Source organism: Acinetobacter sp. HZNU-JH01 (genome assembly GCF_037996845.1).
GTDB lineage: Bacteria > Pseudomonadota > Gammaproteobacteria > Pseudomonadales > Moraxellaceae > Acinetobacter > Acinetobacter haemolyticus.
In genome coordinates, this window is record NZ_JBBMZX010000001.1 from 2,269,773 (window position 1) to 2,288,345 (window position 18,573).

The 18,573-nt window shown below is 39.1% G+C and carries 9 protein-coding genes and 3 tRNA genes; all 12 read left to right on the forward strand.

Going from position 1 to position 18,573, the window contains the following annotated elements:
* Positions 1–195: 195 nt before the first annotated feature.
* The 12 genes from tpiA (at position 196) to AAC851_RS10895 (ending at position 18,428) form a co-directional block, all read left to right on the forward strand.
* Entirely contained in the window at positions 196–987 is a 792-nt protein-coding gene (gene tpiA / locus AAC851_RS10840) for a triose-phosphate isomerase (RefSeq protein WP_075316302.1), read from the forward strand.
* A gap of 12 nt (positions 988–999) precedes the next feature.
* Entirely contained in the window at positions 1,000–1,329 is a 330-nt protein-coding gene (secG, locus tag AAC851_RS10845) for a preprotein translocase subunit SecG (protein ID WP_004637686.1), read from the forward strand.
* A 61-nt stretch (positions 1,330–1,390) separates the two neighbouring features.
* Positions 1,391–1,475, forward strand: a tRNA-Leu gene (locus AAC851_RS10850).
* Between the two features lie 43 nt (positions 1,476–1,518).
* A tRNA-Met gene (locus AAC851_RS10855) sits at positions 1,519–1,595 on the forward strand.
* A gap of 87 nt (positions 1,596–1,682) precedes the next feature.
* Positions 1,683–1,759: transfer RNA gene (locus AAC851_RS10860), tRNA-Met, on the forward strand.
* A gap of 205 nt (positions 1,760–1,964) precedes the next feature.
* Positions 1,965–2,489 (forward strand): ribosome maturation factor RimP, encoded by a 525-nt coding sequence (rimP, locus tag AAC851_RS10865; RefSeq protein ID WP_005083847.1) that lies wholly within the window; start codon positions 1,965–1,967, stop codon positions 2,487–2,489.
* Positions 2,490–2,526: 37 nt separating this feature from the next.
* Positions 2,527–4,011 (forward strand): transcription termination factor NusA, encoded by a 1,485-nt coding sequence (nusA, locus tag AAC851_RS10870; protein WP_004637688.1) that lies wholly within the window; start codon positions 2,527–2,529, stop codon positions 4,009–4,011.
* Between the two features lie 10 nt (positions 4,012–4,021).
* The gene (gene infB, locus AAC851_RS10875) at positions 4,022–6,727 is read left to right on the forward strand and encodes a translation initiation factor IF-2 (RefSeq protein WP_004637690.1); all 2,706 of its coding nucleotides are present in this window, start codon (positions 4,022–4,024) and stop codon (positions 6,725–6,727) included.
* Positions 6,727–7,125 carry a ribosome-binding factor A gene (locus tag AAC851_RS10880; protein WP_004637691.1) on the forward strand — a complete coding sequence of 133 codons (399 nt, stop codon included), beginning with the start codon at positions 6,727–6,729 and terminating at the stop codon, positions 7,123–7,125. The genes infB and AAC851_RS10880 overlap by 1 nt, the downstream gene beginning before the upstream one ends.
* A gap of 218 nt (positions 7,126–7,343) precedes the next feature.
* Positions 7,344–8,108: a hypothetical protein gene (locus AAC851_RS10885; protein ID WP_125501156.1), complete on the forward strand. Its 765-nt coding sequence runs from the start codon at positions 7,344–7,346 to the stop codon at positions 8,106–8,108.
* 618 nt (positions 8,109–8,726) lie between these two features.
* Positions 8,727–9,470, forward strand: coding sequence for a hypothetical protein (locus tag AAC851_RS10890; protein WP_252150418.1), 744 nt, complete (start codon positions 8,727–8,729; stop codon positions 9,468–9,470).
* A gap of 3 nt (positions 9,471–9,473) precedes the next feature.
* Positions 9,474–18,428, forward strand: coding sequence for a calcium-binding protein (locus tag AAC851_RS10895; RefSeq protein WP_125501154.1), 8,955 nt, complete (start codon positions 9,474–9,476; stop codon positions 18,426–18,428).
* Positions 18,429–18,573: the final 145 nt, after the last annotated feature.

Consider the following 18,573-nt stretch of genomic DNA (forward strand, 5'->3'; position numbering starts at 1 on the left):
AGCCAAACCTAAAATTTGTGTTTTATTTCAGAGATTCGCCATTAGAAATACTCAAAATGTGTTGTCTCCTTTTAATGAATCAAGAGGAGGTTTTGCTCTGATTTAAATTTAAACAATAGAAAAAAACTGAATTTTATAAAAATCCGTGTAAAATATGCAGCATTTTTGAGAAATTAACATTAAGGTAGGCGAAGTATGTCGAATTCGACTATTACCCCATGGGTTGTCGGTAATTGGAAAATGAATCCAATGCATGCGAATGCTGTCCAATTAGTACAAGAATTTAAGCAGTTATTACAACAGCAAGACATTGATCCTACAAAATGTCATATCGGCGTTGCACCGATTTCAATCGCATTAACTCAAATTCAAACTCAGTTAAAAGATGCTGCTCGACCGATTTATACGGTAGCACAAGATGTTTCTCGTGTTGCTGGAACAGGCGCTTATACGGGTGAAGTCAGTGCCGAGCTTTTAAAAGATAGCGCAATTGAATTTGTGTTGGTTGGGCATTCTGAACGCCGTGAATTATTTGGTGATGATGTTGCAATTTTAAAAGCAAAGTTACAAAACGCTTTGAATGCGGGTTTAACCGTGATTTATTGTGTGGGTGAAAGTTTAGAGCAACGTGAGCAGGGACTTGCTGAGCAAGTGGTATTGCAACAAATCTGTGATATCGCGCCTGTTGTGCAAGCAGAACAGTGGAAAAATGTTGTGATTGCTTATGAGCCGATTTGGGCGATTGGTACGGGTAAAACTGCTTCACCAGCAGATGCGCAGGCCATGCATGCTAAAATTCGTGAAGGTTTGAAGCAAATCACATCGTCGGGTGCAAATATTGCAATCCTATATGGTGGTAGTGTAAAAGCAGAAAATGCGGTTGAGCTTGCGGCTTGCCCAGATATTGACGGTGCTTTGGTGGGTGGTGCATCTTTAAATGCACAGTCTTTTTACCAAATCGCAAAAGCATTTGCACAAAGCAAATAACGAGGAATAGAGATGTATAGTTTTATACTCGTTGTACACATTATTTTAGCAATTCTGATTATTGCTTTGGTCTTAGTACAACAAGGTAAAGGTGCTGAAGCGGGAGCATCATTTGGTGGTGGCGGTGCGGCGACTGTATTTGGCGCTTCTGGCGCTGGAAACTTCTTGACACGTTTGACTGCAATTTTTACGGCTATATTCTTTGTGACCAGTCTTTCATTGGCTGTCATGGCGAAAAAAAGTACGACGGATGCGTATAGCTTAAAAACTGTTCAAAGTTCTAGCTCAGTTCCAGCTGCATCGACTGAAACTTCATCAAATGCACCGAAAACGACAGAATAAGTCGAATTAGCACTTTCCTTTTTTGAATTAAAGGAATAGAATGCGTCCCACAAAGAAAGCTGCGGTGGTGGTGGAATTGGTAGACACGCTACCTTGAGGTGGTAGTGCTTTCGGGCGTGGGGGTTCAAGTCCCCCCTTCCGCACCAAGCTTAATAACCAGTAAGTTTGGTGTATGCAGTGATTTGTTGATGCGGGATGGAGCAGTCTGGTAGCTCGTCGGGCTCATAACCCGAAGGTCGTTGGTTCAAATCCAGCTCCCGCTACCATTTGATTAAGGTGCAACTTAATCAAGCAATGGTGAAGAAAACTCAAATTGACTTTTTTTCATAATTGTATATAATTTTGCACGTTGATGCGGGATGGAGCAGTCTGGTAGCTCGTCGGGCTCATAACCCGAAGGTCGTTGGTTCAAATCCAGCTCCCGCTACCAAGTTTCTAAAAAGAGGCTCACAATAAGGTGGGCCTTTTTGCACAGTGGACTTCAGTTTTCTGTGTAACATAGGGGCGGTTACGCCCTTTTTTATTGGTTGTTTAGCTATCGTGTAGTGTCGATATGAGCCGGATACGGCGCAAGATCAAATTATCGTGTTCACTATACGGTTATTGATTGGCTCGCATGAGAGCAACGAGAGTAAATGAAACTATCAAATAAATCTCAAGCACTATTTGATCTAATCGCACCAGCGGTTGCTGCCTGTGATGTAGATTTGTGGGGAATTGAATTTCTACCACAAGGTAAACGCTCATTACTACGCATTTATATCGATAAAGCGATCGATGAAAATGCAGAACCAGTCCTGAATGAAGATGGCGAAGTTGAAGAAGGGCGAGGTATTGGTGTTCAGGATTGTGTACTTGTGACACAACAAGTGGGTGCTATGCTGGATGTCCATGATCCGATTTCAGGTGAATATGCTTTGGAAGTCTCTTCACCAGGTTGGGATCGTCCATTCTTTCAGTTGTCACAAATGTCTGGGTATATTGGACAACAAGTTGCTTTACGATTAATTGCTGCTGTCGAAAACCGTCGTAAATTCCAAGCGAAGTTACTTTCTGTTGATCTGGAAAATGAAATGATTCAGGTGGAAGTAGAGGGTGGTCAAGTGCTTGAAATTGATAGTCATAATATTGATAAAGCAAATTTAATCTATCAAGACTAATATTAACTTAATTTTATAAGAAATCGGTAGGTGACTTATGGGCCGTGAAATTCTTACCGTTGCAGAGACGGTTAGTAATGAAAAAGGTGTTAGTCGTGAGGCGATCTTCCAAGCATTAGAGCAAGCCCTAGTTGCAGCGACGAAGAAAAAGTTTTACGAAAATACACATGCAGAAGAAGCTCAACTCCGTGTTGAGATTGACCGTAAAACAGGTGATTACCGTACATTCCGTCAATGGACTGTCGTTGCGGATGAAGATCATGAAATGCCTGCATGCCAAGATGCGATTTCTGATGTAGACCCTGCACAGTGGTCGATTGGTGATGTGCGTGAGCTTGAAGTCGAATCGATTGAATTCGGTCGTATTGCTGCACAAATTGCAAAACAAGTGATTGTACAAAAAATTCGTGAAGCTGAACGTGCGTTGGTTGCGGATGCGTATGAGTCAAAAGTTGGCGAATTGATTTATGGTGAAGTGAAAAAGCAAACTAAAGATGGCTTTATCATTGATCTGGGTGACAACGCTGAAGCGTATTTGGCACGTGAAGAAACCATTCACAAAGAAATCTTGCGTCCTAAGCAACGTATCAATGCGATCTTATATAATGTAAATCGTGAAGGTCGTGGTGCACAGTTATTACTGTCACGTGCTCGTCCTGAAATGTTGATCGCGTTGATGAAAAAAGAAATTCCTGAAATTTCTGAAGAGATCATTGAAATCAAAGCGGCTGCACGTCAACCAGGTGTACGTGCTAAAATTGCTGTCAAAACCAATGATCACCGTATTGATCCAGTGGGTGCATGTATTGGTATGCGTGGCACACGTATCCAAGCGGTACAGCAAGAACTCAATGGCGAACGTATTGACGTGGTGGTATGGTCTGACGATCCAGCGCAATATATTGCAAGTGCTTTAGAGCCAGCAGATGTATCAGGTATTGTGCTTGATGAAGATGCACGCAGTGCAGATATCATTTTCGCGACCAATGATCAGTTAGCGCGTGCGATTGGTTCGCAAGGACAAAATGTTCGTTTAGCATCTGAGTTAACGGGTTATAAACTCGACATGATGTTAGAAGAAGAGTATCGTGCTCGTCAGCAAAATGAAGCACAACAATATCTCGATATGTTTGTATCGCGTTTAGATATTGAAGAAGACTTGGCAATGGCGTTGGTTGAAATGGGCTTCACTTCATTAGAAGAGATCGCTTATGTACCAGCAGAAACATTTGATGAGATTGAGCTTGATGCCGATTTAGTTGAATTGTTGCAGAGTCGTGCGAAAGAAGCTGCTTTAACGGATGCGTTGAAACAGCAAGAAAATATTCAAGAGCCAAGCGCAGAACTTCTCGGTATGGATGGTATGACCACTGAGATTGCATATGCATTGGCGGCACGTGGTGTGATTACAGTTGATGACTTGGCTGACCAAGCAACTGACGATATTTCTGATATCGAAGGTTTAGGGCATGACAAAGCGGGTCAATTGATTATGAAAGCACGTGAATCATGGTTTAACTAGGAGATAATAGATGACGGACAAGTCGATTCAAGAGTTAGCGCTCAGCGTAGAACGTCCTGTAGAGAAACTCCTAGAGCAGGTTCGCGAAGCAGGTCTACCACAGCGTAAAGCAGATGACATTATTACCACTGAACAGCAAGATACTTTGGTCAATTATTTGAAAAAAGTTCATGGTCAAGAAAGTGGTAACACAGGAAAGATCGCGTTGAAACGTAAAACAACGAGTACTGCTAAAGTAACCAGTACATCGGGTAAAGCAAAAAGCATTAATGTTGAAGTTCGTAAGAAGCAAGTTTTTGCAAAGCCAAATCCAGAATTAATTGCTGCAGAAGCAAAAGCGCGCGCAGAAGCGGAAGCAAAAGCACGCGTAGAACAGAGTTCACGTGCAGAAGCTGAACAAAAAGCGCGTAATCAAGCTGAACAGAAAGCCAATGCAACGCTAGAAGCAATGCGTGCGGCACACACTTCTGATAGCGCTACACAAGCACCTGCTAAAACTGCAGTGGTTGTGAAAAAGCGTAACAGCGATAAAGTAATTAAAGCACCTGTTGTGAAACCAACAGAAACTGCAGAGCAAAAGAAAGCACGTGAAGCACAAGCTGCTCAGTTGAAAGCGACTGAAGAAGCAGTACGTCGCAAAGCGGCTGAAGAAGCTCAACAGCGTACACTTGAACAGATGCGTAAAATGGCATCGAAATATTCAAGTGATGATGCAACGACTACGATTCGTGTGATTGATGATTCACCATTGGCTGCTGGTCTTGTTGGTCAGGCTTATGAAGATTCCTTTAATCAAGAAGACCGTGAAATCAAACGTGGTGGCGCAAGCAACACACGTGGTCAGAAGAAAGGTGGTCGTAATAACCAAGAAGAGCAAAGCTTTAACCGTACACATCACAAACGTGGCTTAAAAACCAGTCAATCGAACAAACATGGTTTTGAAAAACCGGTTAAGAAACAAGTTTATGATGTGGAAATTGGTTCAACGATTGTTGTGGCTGATTTAGCACAGAAAATGGCGGTTAAAGTCCGCGAAGTCATCAAAATGCTCATGAAAATGGGTGAGCTTGTTACTCAAAACCAATCGATTGACCAAGATACAGCAGTATTGGTGGTTGAAGAGTTAGGTCATAACCCAATTCTAGTTTCTGATACGCAAGCAGAAGATAACTTGCTTGAAGCGGCTGAAGAAGCACGTGGCGAGCAAACCACTCGTCCTCCAGTTGTTACCATCATGGGTCACGTCGACCATGGTAAAACGTCATTATTGGATCGTATCCGTCGTTCTAAAGTGGCAGCGGGTGAAGCAGGTGGTATTACGCAGCATATCGGTGCTTATCATGTTGAAACTGAGAAAGGCATTATTACTTTCTTAGATACTCCAGGACATGCGGCGTTTACTTCAATGCGTTCACGTGGTGCCAAAGCGACTGATATCGTTGTTCTTGTTGTCGCTGCTGATGATGGTGTGATGCCACAAACTGCTGAAGCCATTGATCATGCGCGTGCTGCAGGTACGCCGATTATTGTTGCAATCAACAAGATGGATAAAGAGTCAGCTGATCCAGATCGCGTATTAAATGAATTGACTACCAAAGGTATCGTACCTGAAGAGTGGGGCGGTGATGTTCCAATCGCTAAAGTATCAGCACACTCAGGTCAAGGTATTGATGAATTACTTGATTTGATCTTGATTCAATCTGAGTTGATGGAGCTTAAAGCTTCTGCTGAAGGTGCTGCACAAGGTGTCGTCATCGAAGCGCGTGTTGACAAAGGTCGTGGTGCAGTAACTTCGATTCTTGTACAAAACGGTACATTGAACATTGGTGATCTTGTATTGGCTGGTTCATCTTATGGTCGTGTACGTGCGATGTCTGATGAAAATGGTCAACGTATCACGACAGCTGGACCATCTATTCCTGTTGAAATCTTAGGTTTACCAGAAGCGCCAATGGCGGGTGATGAAGTTCTTGTCGTGAATGATGAGAAGAAAGCTCGTGAAGTGGCTGATGCGCGTGCTGACCGTGAGCGTCAAAAACGTCTTGAGCGTGCAAGCGCAATGCGTTTAGAAAACATCATGGCATCGATGGGCAAGAAAGATGTTCCAACTGTGAATGTTGTGCTTAAAACTGATGTACGTGGTACTTTAGAGGCATTGCATGTTGCGCTAGATGAACTTTCTACTGATGAAGTGAAAGTACGCGTAATCGGTTCAGGTGTTGGTGCGATTACTGAGTCTGATGTGACGCTTGCTGAATCTTCAGAAGCAGTCTTACTTGGCTTCAACGTACGTGCAGATAACACAGCACGTCAGAAGTCTGATCAAGATGGTATTGATATTCGTTACTACAGCATCATCTATCAATTGATCGATGATGTAAAAGCGGCAATGAGCGGTAAGCTTGCTCCTGAACATCGTGAAACGATCTTGGGTGTTGCGCAAGTACGTGAAGTGTTCCGTTCTAGCAAGTTTGGTGCAGCAGCAGGCTGTATGGTGATGGAAGGTGTGATTCACCGTAACAAGCCAATCCGTGTCTTACGTGATGACGTGGTTGTGTTCCAAGGTGAACTTGAGTCTCTACGTCGTTATAAGGACGTGGTTGAAGAAGTTCGTGCTGGTATGGAATGTGGTCTTGCTGTAAAAGGTTATAACGACATCAAAGAACTCGATAAGATCGAGGTTTATGATGTCCAATTGGTTAAACGGAGTCTTTAATGGCGGGTAGCCAACGCTTAAAGCGCATGGCGGATTCAGTACAACGTGAGTTGTCTGAGCTGATCCGTCAAGAGCTTAAAGATCCACGTCTGGGTGGTCTAGTGACCATCTCAGCCGTGAAAGTTAGTGCTGATATGGGATATGCTGAAGTTTATGTAACCGTAATGGGACGTGAACTTGGCGATGATCAAAGTGAAGCGGCGAATAAAGAAACTTTAGATGTCTTAAATAAAGCATCAGGTTTCTTGCGTCATGAGTTGAGTCGTCGTATTAAAACCCGTATCACACCTCGCTTGCGTTTTCACTATGACAAAACCAATGCTTATGGCAATTATATGTTTGGTTTGATTGCTGAAGCTGTCAAGGATTTGCCGGAACAAGAGCAAGATAAAGAATAAGTTTAAAAAGCCACCTTCGGGTGGCTTTTTAATATATGGAGTTTTGGGATGATTAGTAGATTCTATTTTTTGAAGAATAACAATCATTAAAGAGAATGAGCACTCACTTAAAAGAAATTTTGCTAGCTAAATCAAAAATATATACAGACTGATTTGTATGAAAAAGCAGCAAGTCAGCGTAAAATATTGCAGACGAAAAGCTGAAACAAAAATTTAAAATGCACATTCATTTTACAATCGAAGATGATCAAAAAAATATCGGGGAAGGACCAATTCAGGTTGGCTGGTTTTTAATAGAGGATAAAGCATCCATTCTATATGAACCACCTTATCGGATGCGTTCGCAGTCACAAACCAAACATGCCAAGTCAGCAAGCCGTTGTCCTGCGGTATTACAGTTGGAAAGCCGCTATTTCGCGGTGAATTGCCCATTTGACTTTCACCTACGTTTTGCACGAGATGCACAGGGCAAGCCGACTTTAGTTAATGTATTGGGTGATCAGTCACCTGTACGTGCCAATAAGTTGCGAGAACTGCTCACACTCGTTAATGAAAATGAATGGCGTATGCCTCAAGTCCCAATCTTACAGCTGAAACTTCCGTATTGTTTTATTGCTGATGAAGTGGTGTATCTCACTCAACTAGATGCTTTTGGACATTACCGTAAGCATCCATTGCCGGGAACAATATTTGGTGGACGTTTCCCAATCCATATTTGGCCTCGCCCACTAATGTGGGCATTTGAGTGGCATGACACTTCTAAAGATTTAATTTTAAAACGTGGTGAACCTTTATTTTACTGTCAGTTTGATGGTTACGATCCATCACGCACAATAAGACTGATTCAAGCTGAGAAAACACCTGAACTTATGCACTATATGGATCAAATTTCAGGTGTGGTGAATTATATGAATCAGACCTTTAGTTTATTTAAAGAGGTAGAAAAAGTGAGACCGAAGAGTTTGTTGGCGAGTAAGAAGTAAATTTTATGCGTAGTGGATTGATAAAAAAGATTCTATTTAGTTTGATTGTACTGAGTATGATAGGTTTTCAGTTTTGGATTATCTATTTTATATACTTCAAACCTTATGAACTTTTAGGGTTATGGGAAAGCTTTGGTATAGAGCAAACAGTATGGTCTAGTTTTGTGTTTGATACCGTACGATTTTGGTGGTAGTTACCAAAAATGAGTGTAGTTTTATGGGTATATACATTAAAAAACTTTCAAATAAAAACTGTGCTACTGATCCTAATATTTAATCTACTTATTATTTTTTCTTTGCTTTGGGCAATATATGAGCCTACGATGATAATTGGTTTATCTAAATAGTTATAAGCTTAGAGGAGTGAGTATAAATGAAAATAATAGTATATCAGTAGTACGTGTCGATGTGTTTATAAAATAGGTACAGGTTGATTCCTGTTTATATTATATCTCATTGCCATCTGCTCAATTCGCCTACTTTATCTAATAGGTAAATAAAGAAAGTTTAATGACCAATTAACTATAAATTAATTAGTGATTAAATTTAAGAGGAAGTGATATGTATAAAACGAAAATACTTTTATTAAGTATAATTTTATTATTCCAAGGAGCATGTATGCAGAAAAAAGAACCTCCGTATATACCACAGGAGGGTGAAGTTGTGACATGGAAACAAAATAATCATTTAATTGTTAAGGCTAAACTTGGAGAAAGAAGAAAACATATCGTTAATGAACATTGTCCTAAATGTGAGCGAGATTTCTACAAACCAGAACGAGAGCATTATCTAGGGCAGTTTCCGATAGATTATAAGCCTGAAAAATTTTCAGAAATCAGTATGGTAGAAGCAGAGAACTTACCACTGCCATATTCTGATGGACAACTTGAGTTTAACTTAATGCTTAATGGTTCAACTGTGCAGGCGACGGATAGTTTTCATGGATCAGACAGCTTGGATCATCCTGATCAAGTCAAGGTGCGAATGCGTAACCCGAGGTTTTTGGGAAAAAATTCAAAACAAATTTTTGAAACTGACTTAACCTTATCATTGGATAGAGATTTAAAAACGACTCAATATGGTTTGGACTGCTATCCAGATAAAGAGCGAGAATCGGTCGGGTGTTTTAGCGAATCGAAGAATAAAAAAGTTTCAGGTTTCAGGTTTTTTTATTCTCCAGATCACAGCAAGAGAATATATGTTTATAGTACAGAAAGAATATATGGAGGTATAGAAATTCAATGGATTACCGATATTAAAAATATCAATCAAGCCAAAAACATTGATGTTGCAATATGGCATCTTTTAGATGCCTGGAATGTTTCACCCATTAAAAATAGTAATGAAATTAATGAGGATTAAAAAATGACAATTAAATTATCAGCAGCCCAACTAGCAGAAATGCAATCTGAAAATGCGTTAAATTCAGCTATACCCAACTATGCAGGTATGTATCAATATATTTACGATAATTTTCACACTCAAATGTCCAATGCTCAAGCATATTGGTTTAGAGAGGCAGCACAGATTAATGCATATTTAAATGATACATCTATACCACCTAGCCAGTCTGCTTATTTTATTCAGCAGATTAATAAAGAGAGTTTGCGATTGGCAGGGTTAAATACTTCTGATGATTATATTTCAAAAATTAGTAATCATATCGCAAAGAATGTTTATGATGATATTGTCAATAATAATGGCATGATTCCGTTACTAGAGAATCAGGTAAGTCATGATATTAAAGCTGCCATAAATTTTGCGGGTCTTGATGTAAGTCAATGGGGCGGTGCATTCTACTTTTGGGATACCAAAATTACTGCGAGTGGTGAAGTAAATGGTGTCGGTGCGAAAAAAATAGGTCAAATTATTGTTGATGCTGGGAAATTGGAGCAGTTTGTTGAGATGACCAGTACTGCTATGGCACGTACTATTGATAAGTTTAGAGATCCTAATTCACAAGCAAGCATCGAGGCATTTAAGGGGGCAGTTGAAACCTTTTCATCTGGTTATTCAGATGGGTTAAATCCATTAGCTGTAGGAGGGATATTATTAGGCAGTCCACTACTAACAGCCTTATTGATACCACATAGTGATCAATGGGTAGGTTTAAAGGTTCTATTTAATACAATTAAAAAAAGTGAATGGGCGAGTGAGATCTTATATGGAAATCCAGAAAATATTGATATTAGCCATTTATCTTATGAAGATTTTGTAGAGTATTTATTTGATTATAATGAATTACTAGAAGTGGAGGGGAGAGGTACAGATATTACTATTTGGTCGAGCATTACACGATTAGTAAATGATATCATTGTTGGAACTGGAGAAAATGAAGATATTAATGGTGGAGTATTGATTGGATTAGGAAATGATACGATTTTTGGTTTAGGAGGAAATGATGAGCTGAGTGGTGGTATAGGTCAAGATACTTTAATTGGTGGAAAAGGTAATGACTATTTATATGGTGGATGGGGAAATGATAAATTGTATGGTGGGGTAAACCAAGATCATCTATATGGAGGAGATGGTGACGATCGTTTATATGGTGGTAAAGATAAAGATTATCTATATGGCGGAGATAATAAAGATCGTTTAGTGGGTGGGCTTGGTGATGATGAACTTTATGGAGGAGAAGGAGACGATATATTAATTGCAGGAGAAAGTGGCGATACAAATGGAAATTTGGGAACAGAAGCTGATTTTGAACGTCTCTCTGTATTGGATACAGATCAAAATATACTGATTGGTGGTGGGGGAAATGATAAACTTTATGGCAGTCATGGTAATGATATCATTTATACAGGTTCAACCGATCCAAATAAAACATTCTTTGGTTTTCCTGATGGCGATGACATAGGTACAAAAAATACGGCTTATGGCTACGCAGGTGACGATCAGTTATTCGGTGAAGATGGTGAAGATACCTTGTTTGGTGGTCAAGATAATGATGAGTTATATGGAAATCGTGGAAACGATATACTGTTCGGTGGGGATGGGGACGATAAACTGTATGGTGGTGACGATCATGATGTACTAGTGGGTGGAGCAGGGAATGATCTTTTGTCAGGCGGTAAAGGTGGGGATGTCCTGATGGGGGACATAGGCTACGATACTTATAACTATACAGTTAGAGAAAATAAAATAAGTCAGGGTTGGAGTTGGGTTGATCATATTTATGACCTAGATGGAGTGGGTGAAATCCGTATGGATACAATGCTCACGTTGTGGGGAGGGCAGCAACTTTTATCAGATAGTTATAAACTTCAAGTTGGTCAAAAGGTTGGTTATAACACATGGTTAAGTACCAACCAGCAATATTATATAACCCGTTATGAGAAAACTCGCCTTGTATTGGATTATGAAGGTTCAGATGAAACATTCAAAGATTTATATAGTCCACTTCAGAATGATAATCGTGAATATCATTTAATTATTCAAAGTGCAAATTACTTCGAACATCAATATCACGTTTGGTTTTGGAAAAGTGGTGACTTAGGTTTAGTTATACCAAACCAACCTGCTCCGCCAGCACCACAACCTCCTACACCTAGAGTTCCGAATCCACCACCGCCACCAAGAGACCCTTTAAGTCTGGATTTAGATAGTGATGGTAAGATTTCAACGCTTAGCAAAAATCCTGGGGTTTACTTTGATTTAGATAATAGTGGTTTTGCTGAAAAAACATCATGGATTGCACCACAAGATGGACTCTTGGTACTTGACCGAAATGGCAATGGTAAAATAGATGGTGGTGCTGAGTTATTTGGAACAGAAACATTTCTAGCTGATGGTAGTCTTGCAGGCAATGGTTATATCGCATTACAAGAGTTGGATGCTAATCATGATGGTGAAATTTCTGAAGCCGATGAAATTTATCATCAACTTCGTATTTGGCAAGATATTAATAGTAATGGTGTATCAGAAAGTAACGAATTAAAAACATTACAAGAGTTAAATATAAAATCCATTAGTCTTAACTATGAGTCAAATTCCACTATTGATGAGAATAATGTTGAACATCGTGAAAACAGTATATTCACGTATTTAGATGATACGACAGGAATAACGAATACACTTTGGTTTGATACAGATCGACAAGATAGTGTTCCTGTCGTGATTCATAATGGTGCAGAAATTCCAATTGATGAAGATATACAATTGTTGCCAGAGTTAGCAGGTTTTGGCAATGTTTATTCTTTACATCATGCGATGCAATTGGATACAACAGGCAAATTAAAAGAATTAGTCAAAGAGTTTGTTGCACAATTTGAAGATAATCAAGCTCGTTTAGACTTAGTGGAGCAAATTATTCTTCAATGGACTGGTGTAACACAAATACAAGTAAATAGCCTAGGTACAAATATCAATGCTCAACATGTACGAGCATTAGAAACACTATTAGGTAATCAACCTGCTACAACAGTAAGCCAAGCTGAGTTTGTAGGCATAGAGCAAGTTTATCAACAAAATTTTAAATATGTTTATACAATGCTAATGCAACAAAGTCATAGCGCACATTTATTTCATAAAATTGAGTTTATAGAACAAGAAAATGGAAAATGGAGTGCTGATTTTACAAAATTAAATGAATATATTATTAACACCGTTACGATGGAATCAATATCTGAAAACACACTCAAATTTGTAAAAGGTATGTATCCTATTTTGGAGGGGGTAGACCCTTATAATTCAAAAATATTTAATATATTTAAGCAGACACTCAATCAAGCATTAGAAAATAATTTAAGTCCTGAAGATTATGACCTTATTCAAAAGTACCTGAACACTGATAAAAATATTTTTGGAACGACTGAAAACGATGAGATTTCAATTTCTGAAAGTAAAGCCAACCATCCAATATTTTTACTAGATGGGGATGATATTCTAAATGGTGGTCAAGGAAAAGACTTGGTATATGGAAATAAAGGTAATGACCAACTATTTGGATTAGGAGGAAATGATGAGCTTTATGGCGGAGAAGGTAATGACATTCTAGATGGTGGTGAGGGCAGAGATGTACTTTATGGAGATTCTGGTGATGACCATTTAGAAGGTGGTACAGATAATGATTTGCTGTACGGCGGAATGGGTAATGATATACTTATCGGCGGTACAGGGGCAGATCAACTTGATGGAGGTACAGGAAATGATACTTATATCTTTGGTCTAAATTTTGGTCATGACATTATTAACAATTTTGACAGCACTACAAACCGTCAGGATGTCATTCAATTTATTGATGATTATGTACAAAGTGATTTTACCATCCGTAGAGATAATAATAACTTAGTCATCCGTACTTTAGATGCGAAAAATAGTATTACTGTTAATAACTATTTTGAAACTGATGCTTTAGGACATTATCGTATCGATCAAATTCAATTTTCTGATAATACTTTCCTTGATGTCGAGGCAGTGAAGGCACTAGTTTTATTGGGTACAGATGGAGCAGATATTCTAAGAGCTTATACAACAGGGAGTACAATTTCAGGTCAAGCTGGTGATGATCAAATATATGGTGATATAGGATATGACCAGCTTTATGGTGGTGAGGGGCAAGATAAGCTATATGGCAATAATGGTAATGATCAGCTTTATGGTGGGCAAGGTGATGATCAACTTTATGGTGGTTCAGGAAATGATATTTTAGAGGGAGGACAAGGAAACGATATTTTAAATGGTGGTTTAGGAAATGATACTTATATTTTTGATATTACTTCTGGACAAGATATTATTGATGATGCAAATGGTTTAAACTTTATTAAATTAAAAAATATATTAAAAGAAGAAGTTGTAATAGATTTTTCACCCACAAATGAACGAGATATACAAATTTCTTATGGAGAAAATACGATATTGATAAAAGATTTCTTTAATAGAAATTTTTCATTAGTTTTTGACGACACAACGGTTTGGAATAAAAATGAAATAGCAAGTAAGATTTCTGTTGAACTTATAGGAACGGCCCAACAAGATGAATTGCGTGGACATTTTTATGTTTCGGATCATATTCAAGGTTTAGAGGGAGATGACCTATTATATGGCTATGCAGGTAATGATACCTTGGTTGGTGGTTTTGGAAATGATCAGCTATTTGGTGGGGCTGGTAATGATACCTATATCTTTGCACCGAACTTTGGACATGATGTCATTAATAACTTTGATGACACAACTAACCGTCAGGATGTGATTCAGTTTATTGATGGCTTAGTGCAAAGTGATTTTACTTTTAGACGGCATAATAATGATTTAGTCATTCGTACTTTGGACGGTGAAAATAGTATCACGGTACAGAATTACTTTAATGCGGATGCTTTAGGACATTATCGTATTGATCAAATTCAGTTTTCAAATAATACTGTACTTGATGTTGAAGCCGTAAAAGCTTTGGTTCTACTTGGCACAGCCGAAGCTGATATTTTAAGGGCCTATACAATAGGCAGTGTGATTTCCGGTGAAGCTGGTGACGATGTTATTCATGGAAATATAGGTTCAGATCAGCTGTATGGTGGTGAGGGACAAGATCAGCTCTATGGTGACAACGGAAATGATCACTTGGATGGTGGCGCTGAGGATGATCAACTCTATGGTGGAGCTGGAGATGATGTATTAATTGGCGGTTCTGGCGATGATCTTTTAGATGCAGGAGAAGGCACAGATCAGCTTTATGGTGGCACTGGGAATGATGTTCTAAATGGAGAGGCCGGCAATGATCTTTTGGACGGTGGGGCTGGTTCAGACTTACTGAATGGTGGCACTGGAGATGATGTTTTAGTTGGTGGATCAGGTGGTGATGTACTGATTGGTGGACAAGGAAACGATATTTATCGCTTTGATTTGGGTTGGGGGCAGGACACGATCCAATACGAATCCAAGAATCAAACCGATATTGACACAATTGAGTTCATTAATATCAATTCAGATGACCTGATTGTCCGAAAAGTGGGTCAGGATATGGTTATTATCCACCGTATCACGGGAGACCAATTGATTGTTGAGTCACAATTTAGTGACTATCTAGCCAATAAGCCAATCAACACAGTTCGCTTTGATGACCAAACAGAATGGGATGAGGCTGCACTCAATATTCAAGCAGTTAAGGGAACTGAATTAGACGATATCATTGAGGGAACAACCGATCATGATGTGATTCATGCAGGTGATGGTGATGATATTGTTTATGGTCGTTCAGTCTATTCGGAATCACCAGAAACCCAATACTTTGTTTATGGTGGGAACGGTAACGATAAAATCTATGCCACAGGTTATCTAGATGGTGGTGCTGGTGATGATGAAATTGAAGGCTCTGGATACCTGCTTGGTGGTGACGGCAATGACATTCTAACGGGACAAGGTATATTAGAAGGTCAGTCAGGTAATGACATCATCACAGGACAAGGCAAACTCTATGGTGGTGATGGACAGGATCATCTCACCTTAACAGGTTTGTATGGTGATGAACTCGGATTGCTTTCAGGTGGCTCAGGTGATGATGTTCTCGTCGTCGATGTGAATCAAATGGATTTCGTTGATACATTTAATCAAGATCAATTTCATCAAGATGCGGACGGCTACCATCGCATTCAAAATACTGAACTCAGTGAAGCTCAACGAGCGGTTTATGTTGAAGGCGGTCAAGGCAACGATACCATCTATGGCTCATTTGGTGATGAAATCTACCTATTTAATCTAGGTGGTGGTCAAGACACGATTATTGAACGTCCAGCAGGTCAGAACTATAGCAATGTCGCCGTCTCATTTGATGTATTACGTTTTGGTCAAAATATTGCAACGACTGATATTAGCCTCCATCGTTATGGCACTGATCTCGTCATTAAGCATACTAATCAGACAGATCAAATTACCATTCAAAATTACTTTGTGGGTGGACATCATAAGATTAATGAAATTCAGTTTTCAGATTCAACCAAGTGGGATAACACCTATATTGAAAACCATGTGACCTATCATGGAACAAGTGATCATGATGAGGTTTGGGGCTATCGCAATACCCATGAAACCTTTGAAATGGGCGATGGTGATGACAAGGTTTATTCAGGTGCAGGCAACGACATTATTTATGGTCAGGCAGGCAATGATACCTTGTGGGGACAAGCAGGCAATGACACTTTATATGGTGGTACAGGTGCAGATTACCTCGAAGGCAATGAAGGTGATGACATTCTGCATGGCGATGAAGGTAATGATATTCTTTATGGTGGTGATGGAAATGATACCCTGTATGGTGGTGATGGTGATGACACACTCCGAGGAGGAGCAGGTCATGACATCCTAAATGGTGGTGCAGGCAATGATAAATATTTCTACTACCTTACGGATGGTCAGGAAACCATTGATCAAACAGGTGGTGGAACAGATGTGCTTTGGTTAATGGATCAGGGAATTACCGAAGATCGAATTAAATTTACCAAAGAAAATAACGACCTGCTCGTCACAATTGATAACAACTCAAATCAGTCGATTCGAGTAAAAGATCACTTCTTAGGTGGTGAAAAGGCGATTAGCAGTGTGCAGCCAAATGGTGGTTATACCATTACTGCTGCACAAATTGCAGTCAAAGTGAATGCATCTTCTGGAGGTTCATCTGATCCTGTAGGTGATACCATTTACCAATATAGTTCTGGTTCAATGACAATCACAGAACACTCTGGTCAGGATACAGTTCTATTTAAGAATGGAATTACTTTTAGCCAAGTTGGTAATTACCTGAATAAATCGGGTAATGACCTTATACTCAAAGTGAATGGTAGCAATATCAACAAAGTGACGGTGAAAAATTTCTTCTTGGGTGGAGATCATTTAGTCGAAACATTCCAGTTTGAAACAGGTGGACAACTGACAGCAGAGCAAATCTTTAGCACATTTGGATTAACCATTCCAACAACGCCAACTGAACCAGAGAATCCTGAACCTCCTATTCCTGAAAATCCAGAGGTTATAGGAGATACGACCTATAATTATACCTCGGGTGCTTTAACGATTACTGAACATTCTGGAAATGATAAAGTTATCTTTAAAAATGGCATTACGTTTAGTCAGGTTGGGAACTACCTGAATAAATCGGGTGATGACCTAATTCTTAAAGTGAATGGCAGTAATACCAATAAAGTCACAGTGAAGAACTTCTTTTTAGCTGGACAATATTTAGTCGAAACATTCCAGTTTGAAACAGGTGGGCAAATTACAGCTGAACAAATTTTTGGAGTATTTGGTATTACGATGCCAACAACACCAGAACCTGAGACGCCAACGGAGCCAGAGACACCAAATGTAGTTGGTGATACGACCTATCATTATACAACTGGTGCTTTAACCATTACTGAACATTCTGGAAATGATAAAGTCATCTTTAAAAATGGCATTACTTTTAATCAAGTTGGCAGCTATTTGACTAAATCTGGCGATGATTTGATCCTCAAAGTGAATGGTAGTAATACCAATAAAGTCACAGTGAAGAACTTCTTCTTAGGTGGACAGTATTTAGTCGAAACATTCCAGTTTGAAACAGGTGGACAAATCACAGCCGAGCAAATCTTTGGTGCATTTGGAATGACGGTGCCACAACAAAGCTCACCAGCAAATGTACCACCTGAATCAACTGATTTAGATGCTTTTAATACTACCTATAACTATAGTTCTGGTGCGATGGTCATTGATGAAAAGTTGGGAACAGATCAAGTAATCTTTGGAAATGGAATTACCTTTAGTCAAGTTGGTAACTACCTAACGAAATCTGGTGATGATCTGATTCTAAAAGTGAATGGCAGCAATACTAATAAAGTGACGGTCAAAGATTTCTTCTTAGGCGGTGCGCATGAGGTTGAGTCTTTTAGCTTTGAGACAGGTGGTAGTATTTCTTCAGATCAACTTTATCAGGTATTTGGTGTTGATCGCCCTGTAAATGCTGAAGATGAAGTGACCAGTATTATCTTAGGTGACCAAGGTGATAATATCTTGAGCAGTGATGCAGCAGTGAGTGAGTTATTTATCCTAGATGAAGGCAACGATATTCTTCAATTATTGTTAAATGCTTCTGGTGAAACTGCTGTAGATTATGTAAGTGATTTTAATCTCGTAGAAGATCAGATTGATCTGTCACAAATATTAGATAGTCATGCCAATGACTCGAATCTATCAGGTTATATTGAAATTATTTATGACACTGTTGCTAAAACGAATACATGGAATGTTCGTAGTGAAGCGAATGGAGACTATCAGGAGTTATTGGTAATGACCAATCAAAGCGAGCAAGTATATTTGCAAGATCTTATTAATAATCAGAATATTATATATTGATTACTCATTCGAATGCATTTTGAAAATATAGACTGAAAAAAGCCACCTTCGGGTGGCTTTTTTTATGTAAAGTCTTTAGAGTGGATAATTGCGGTATCGTATTGAATTTTTTAAAAATTAAATATCATTAAATCAACTATACGAG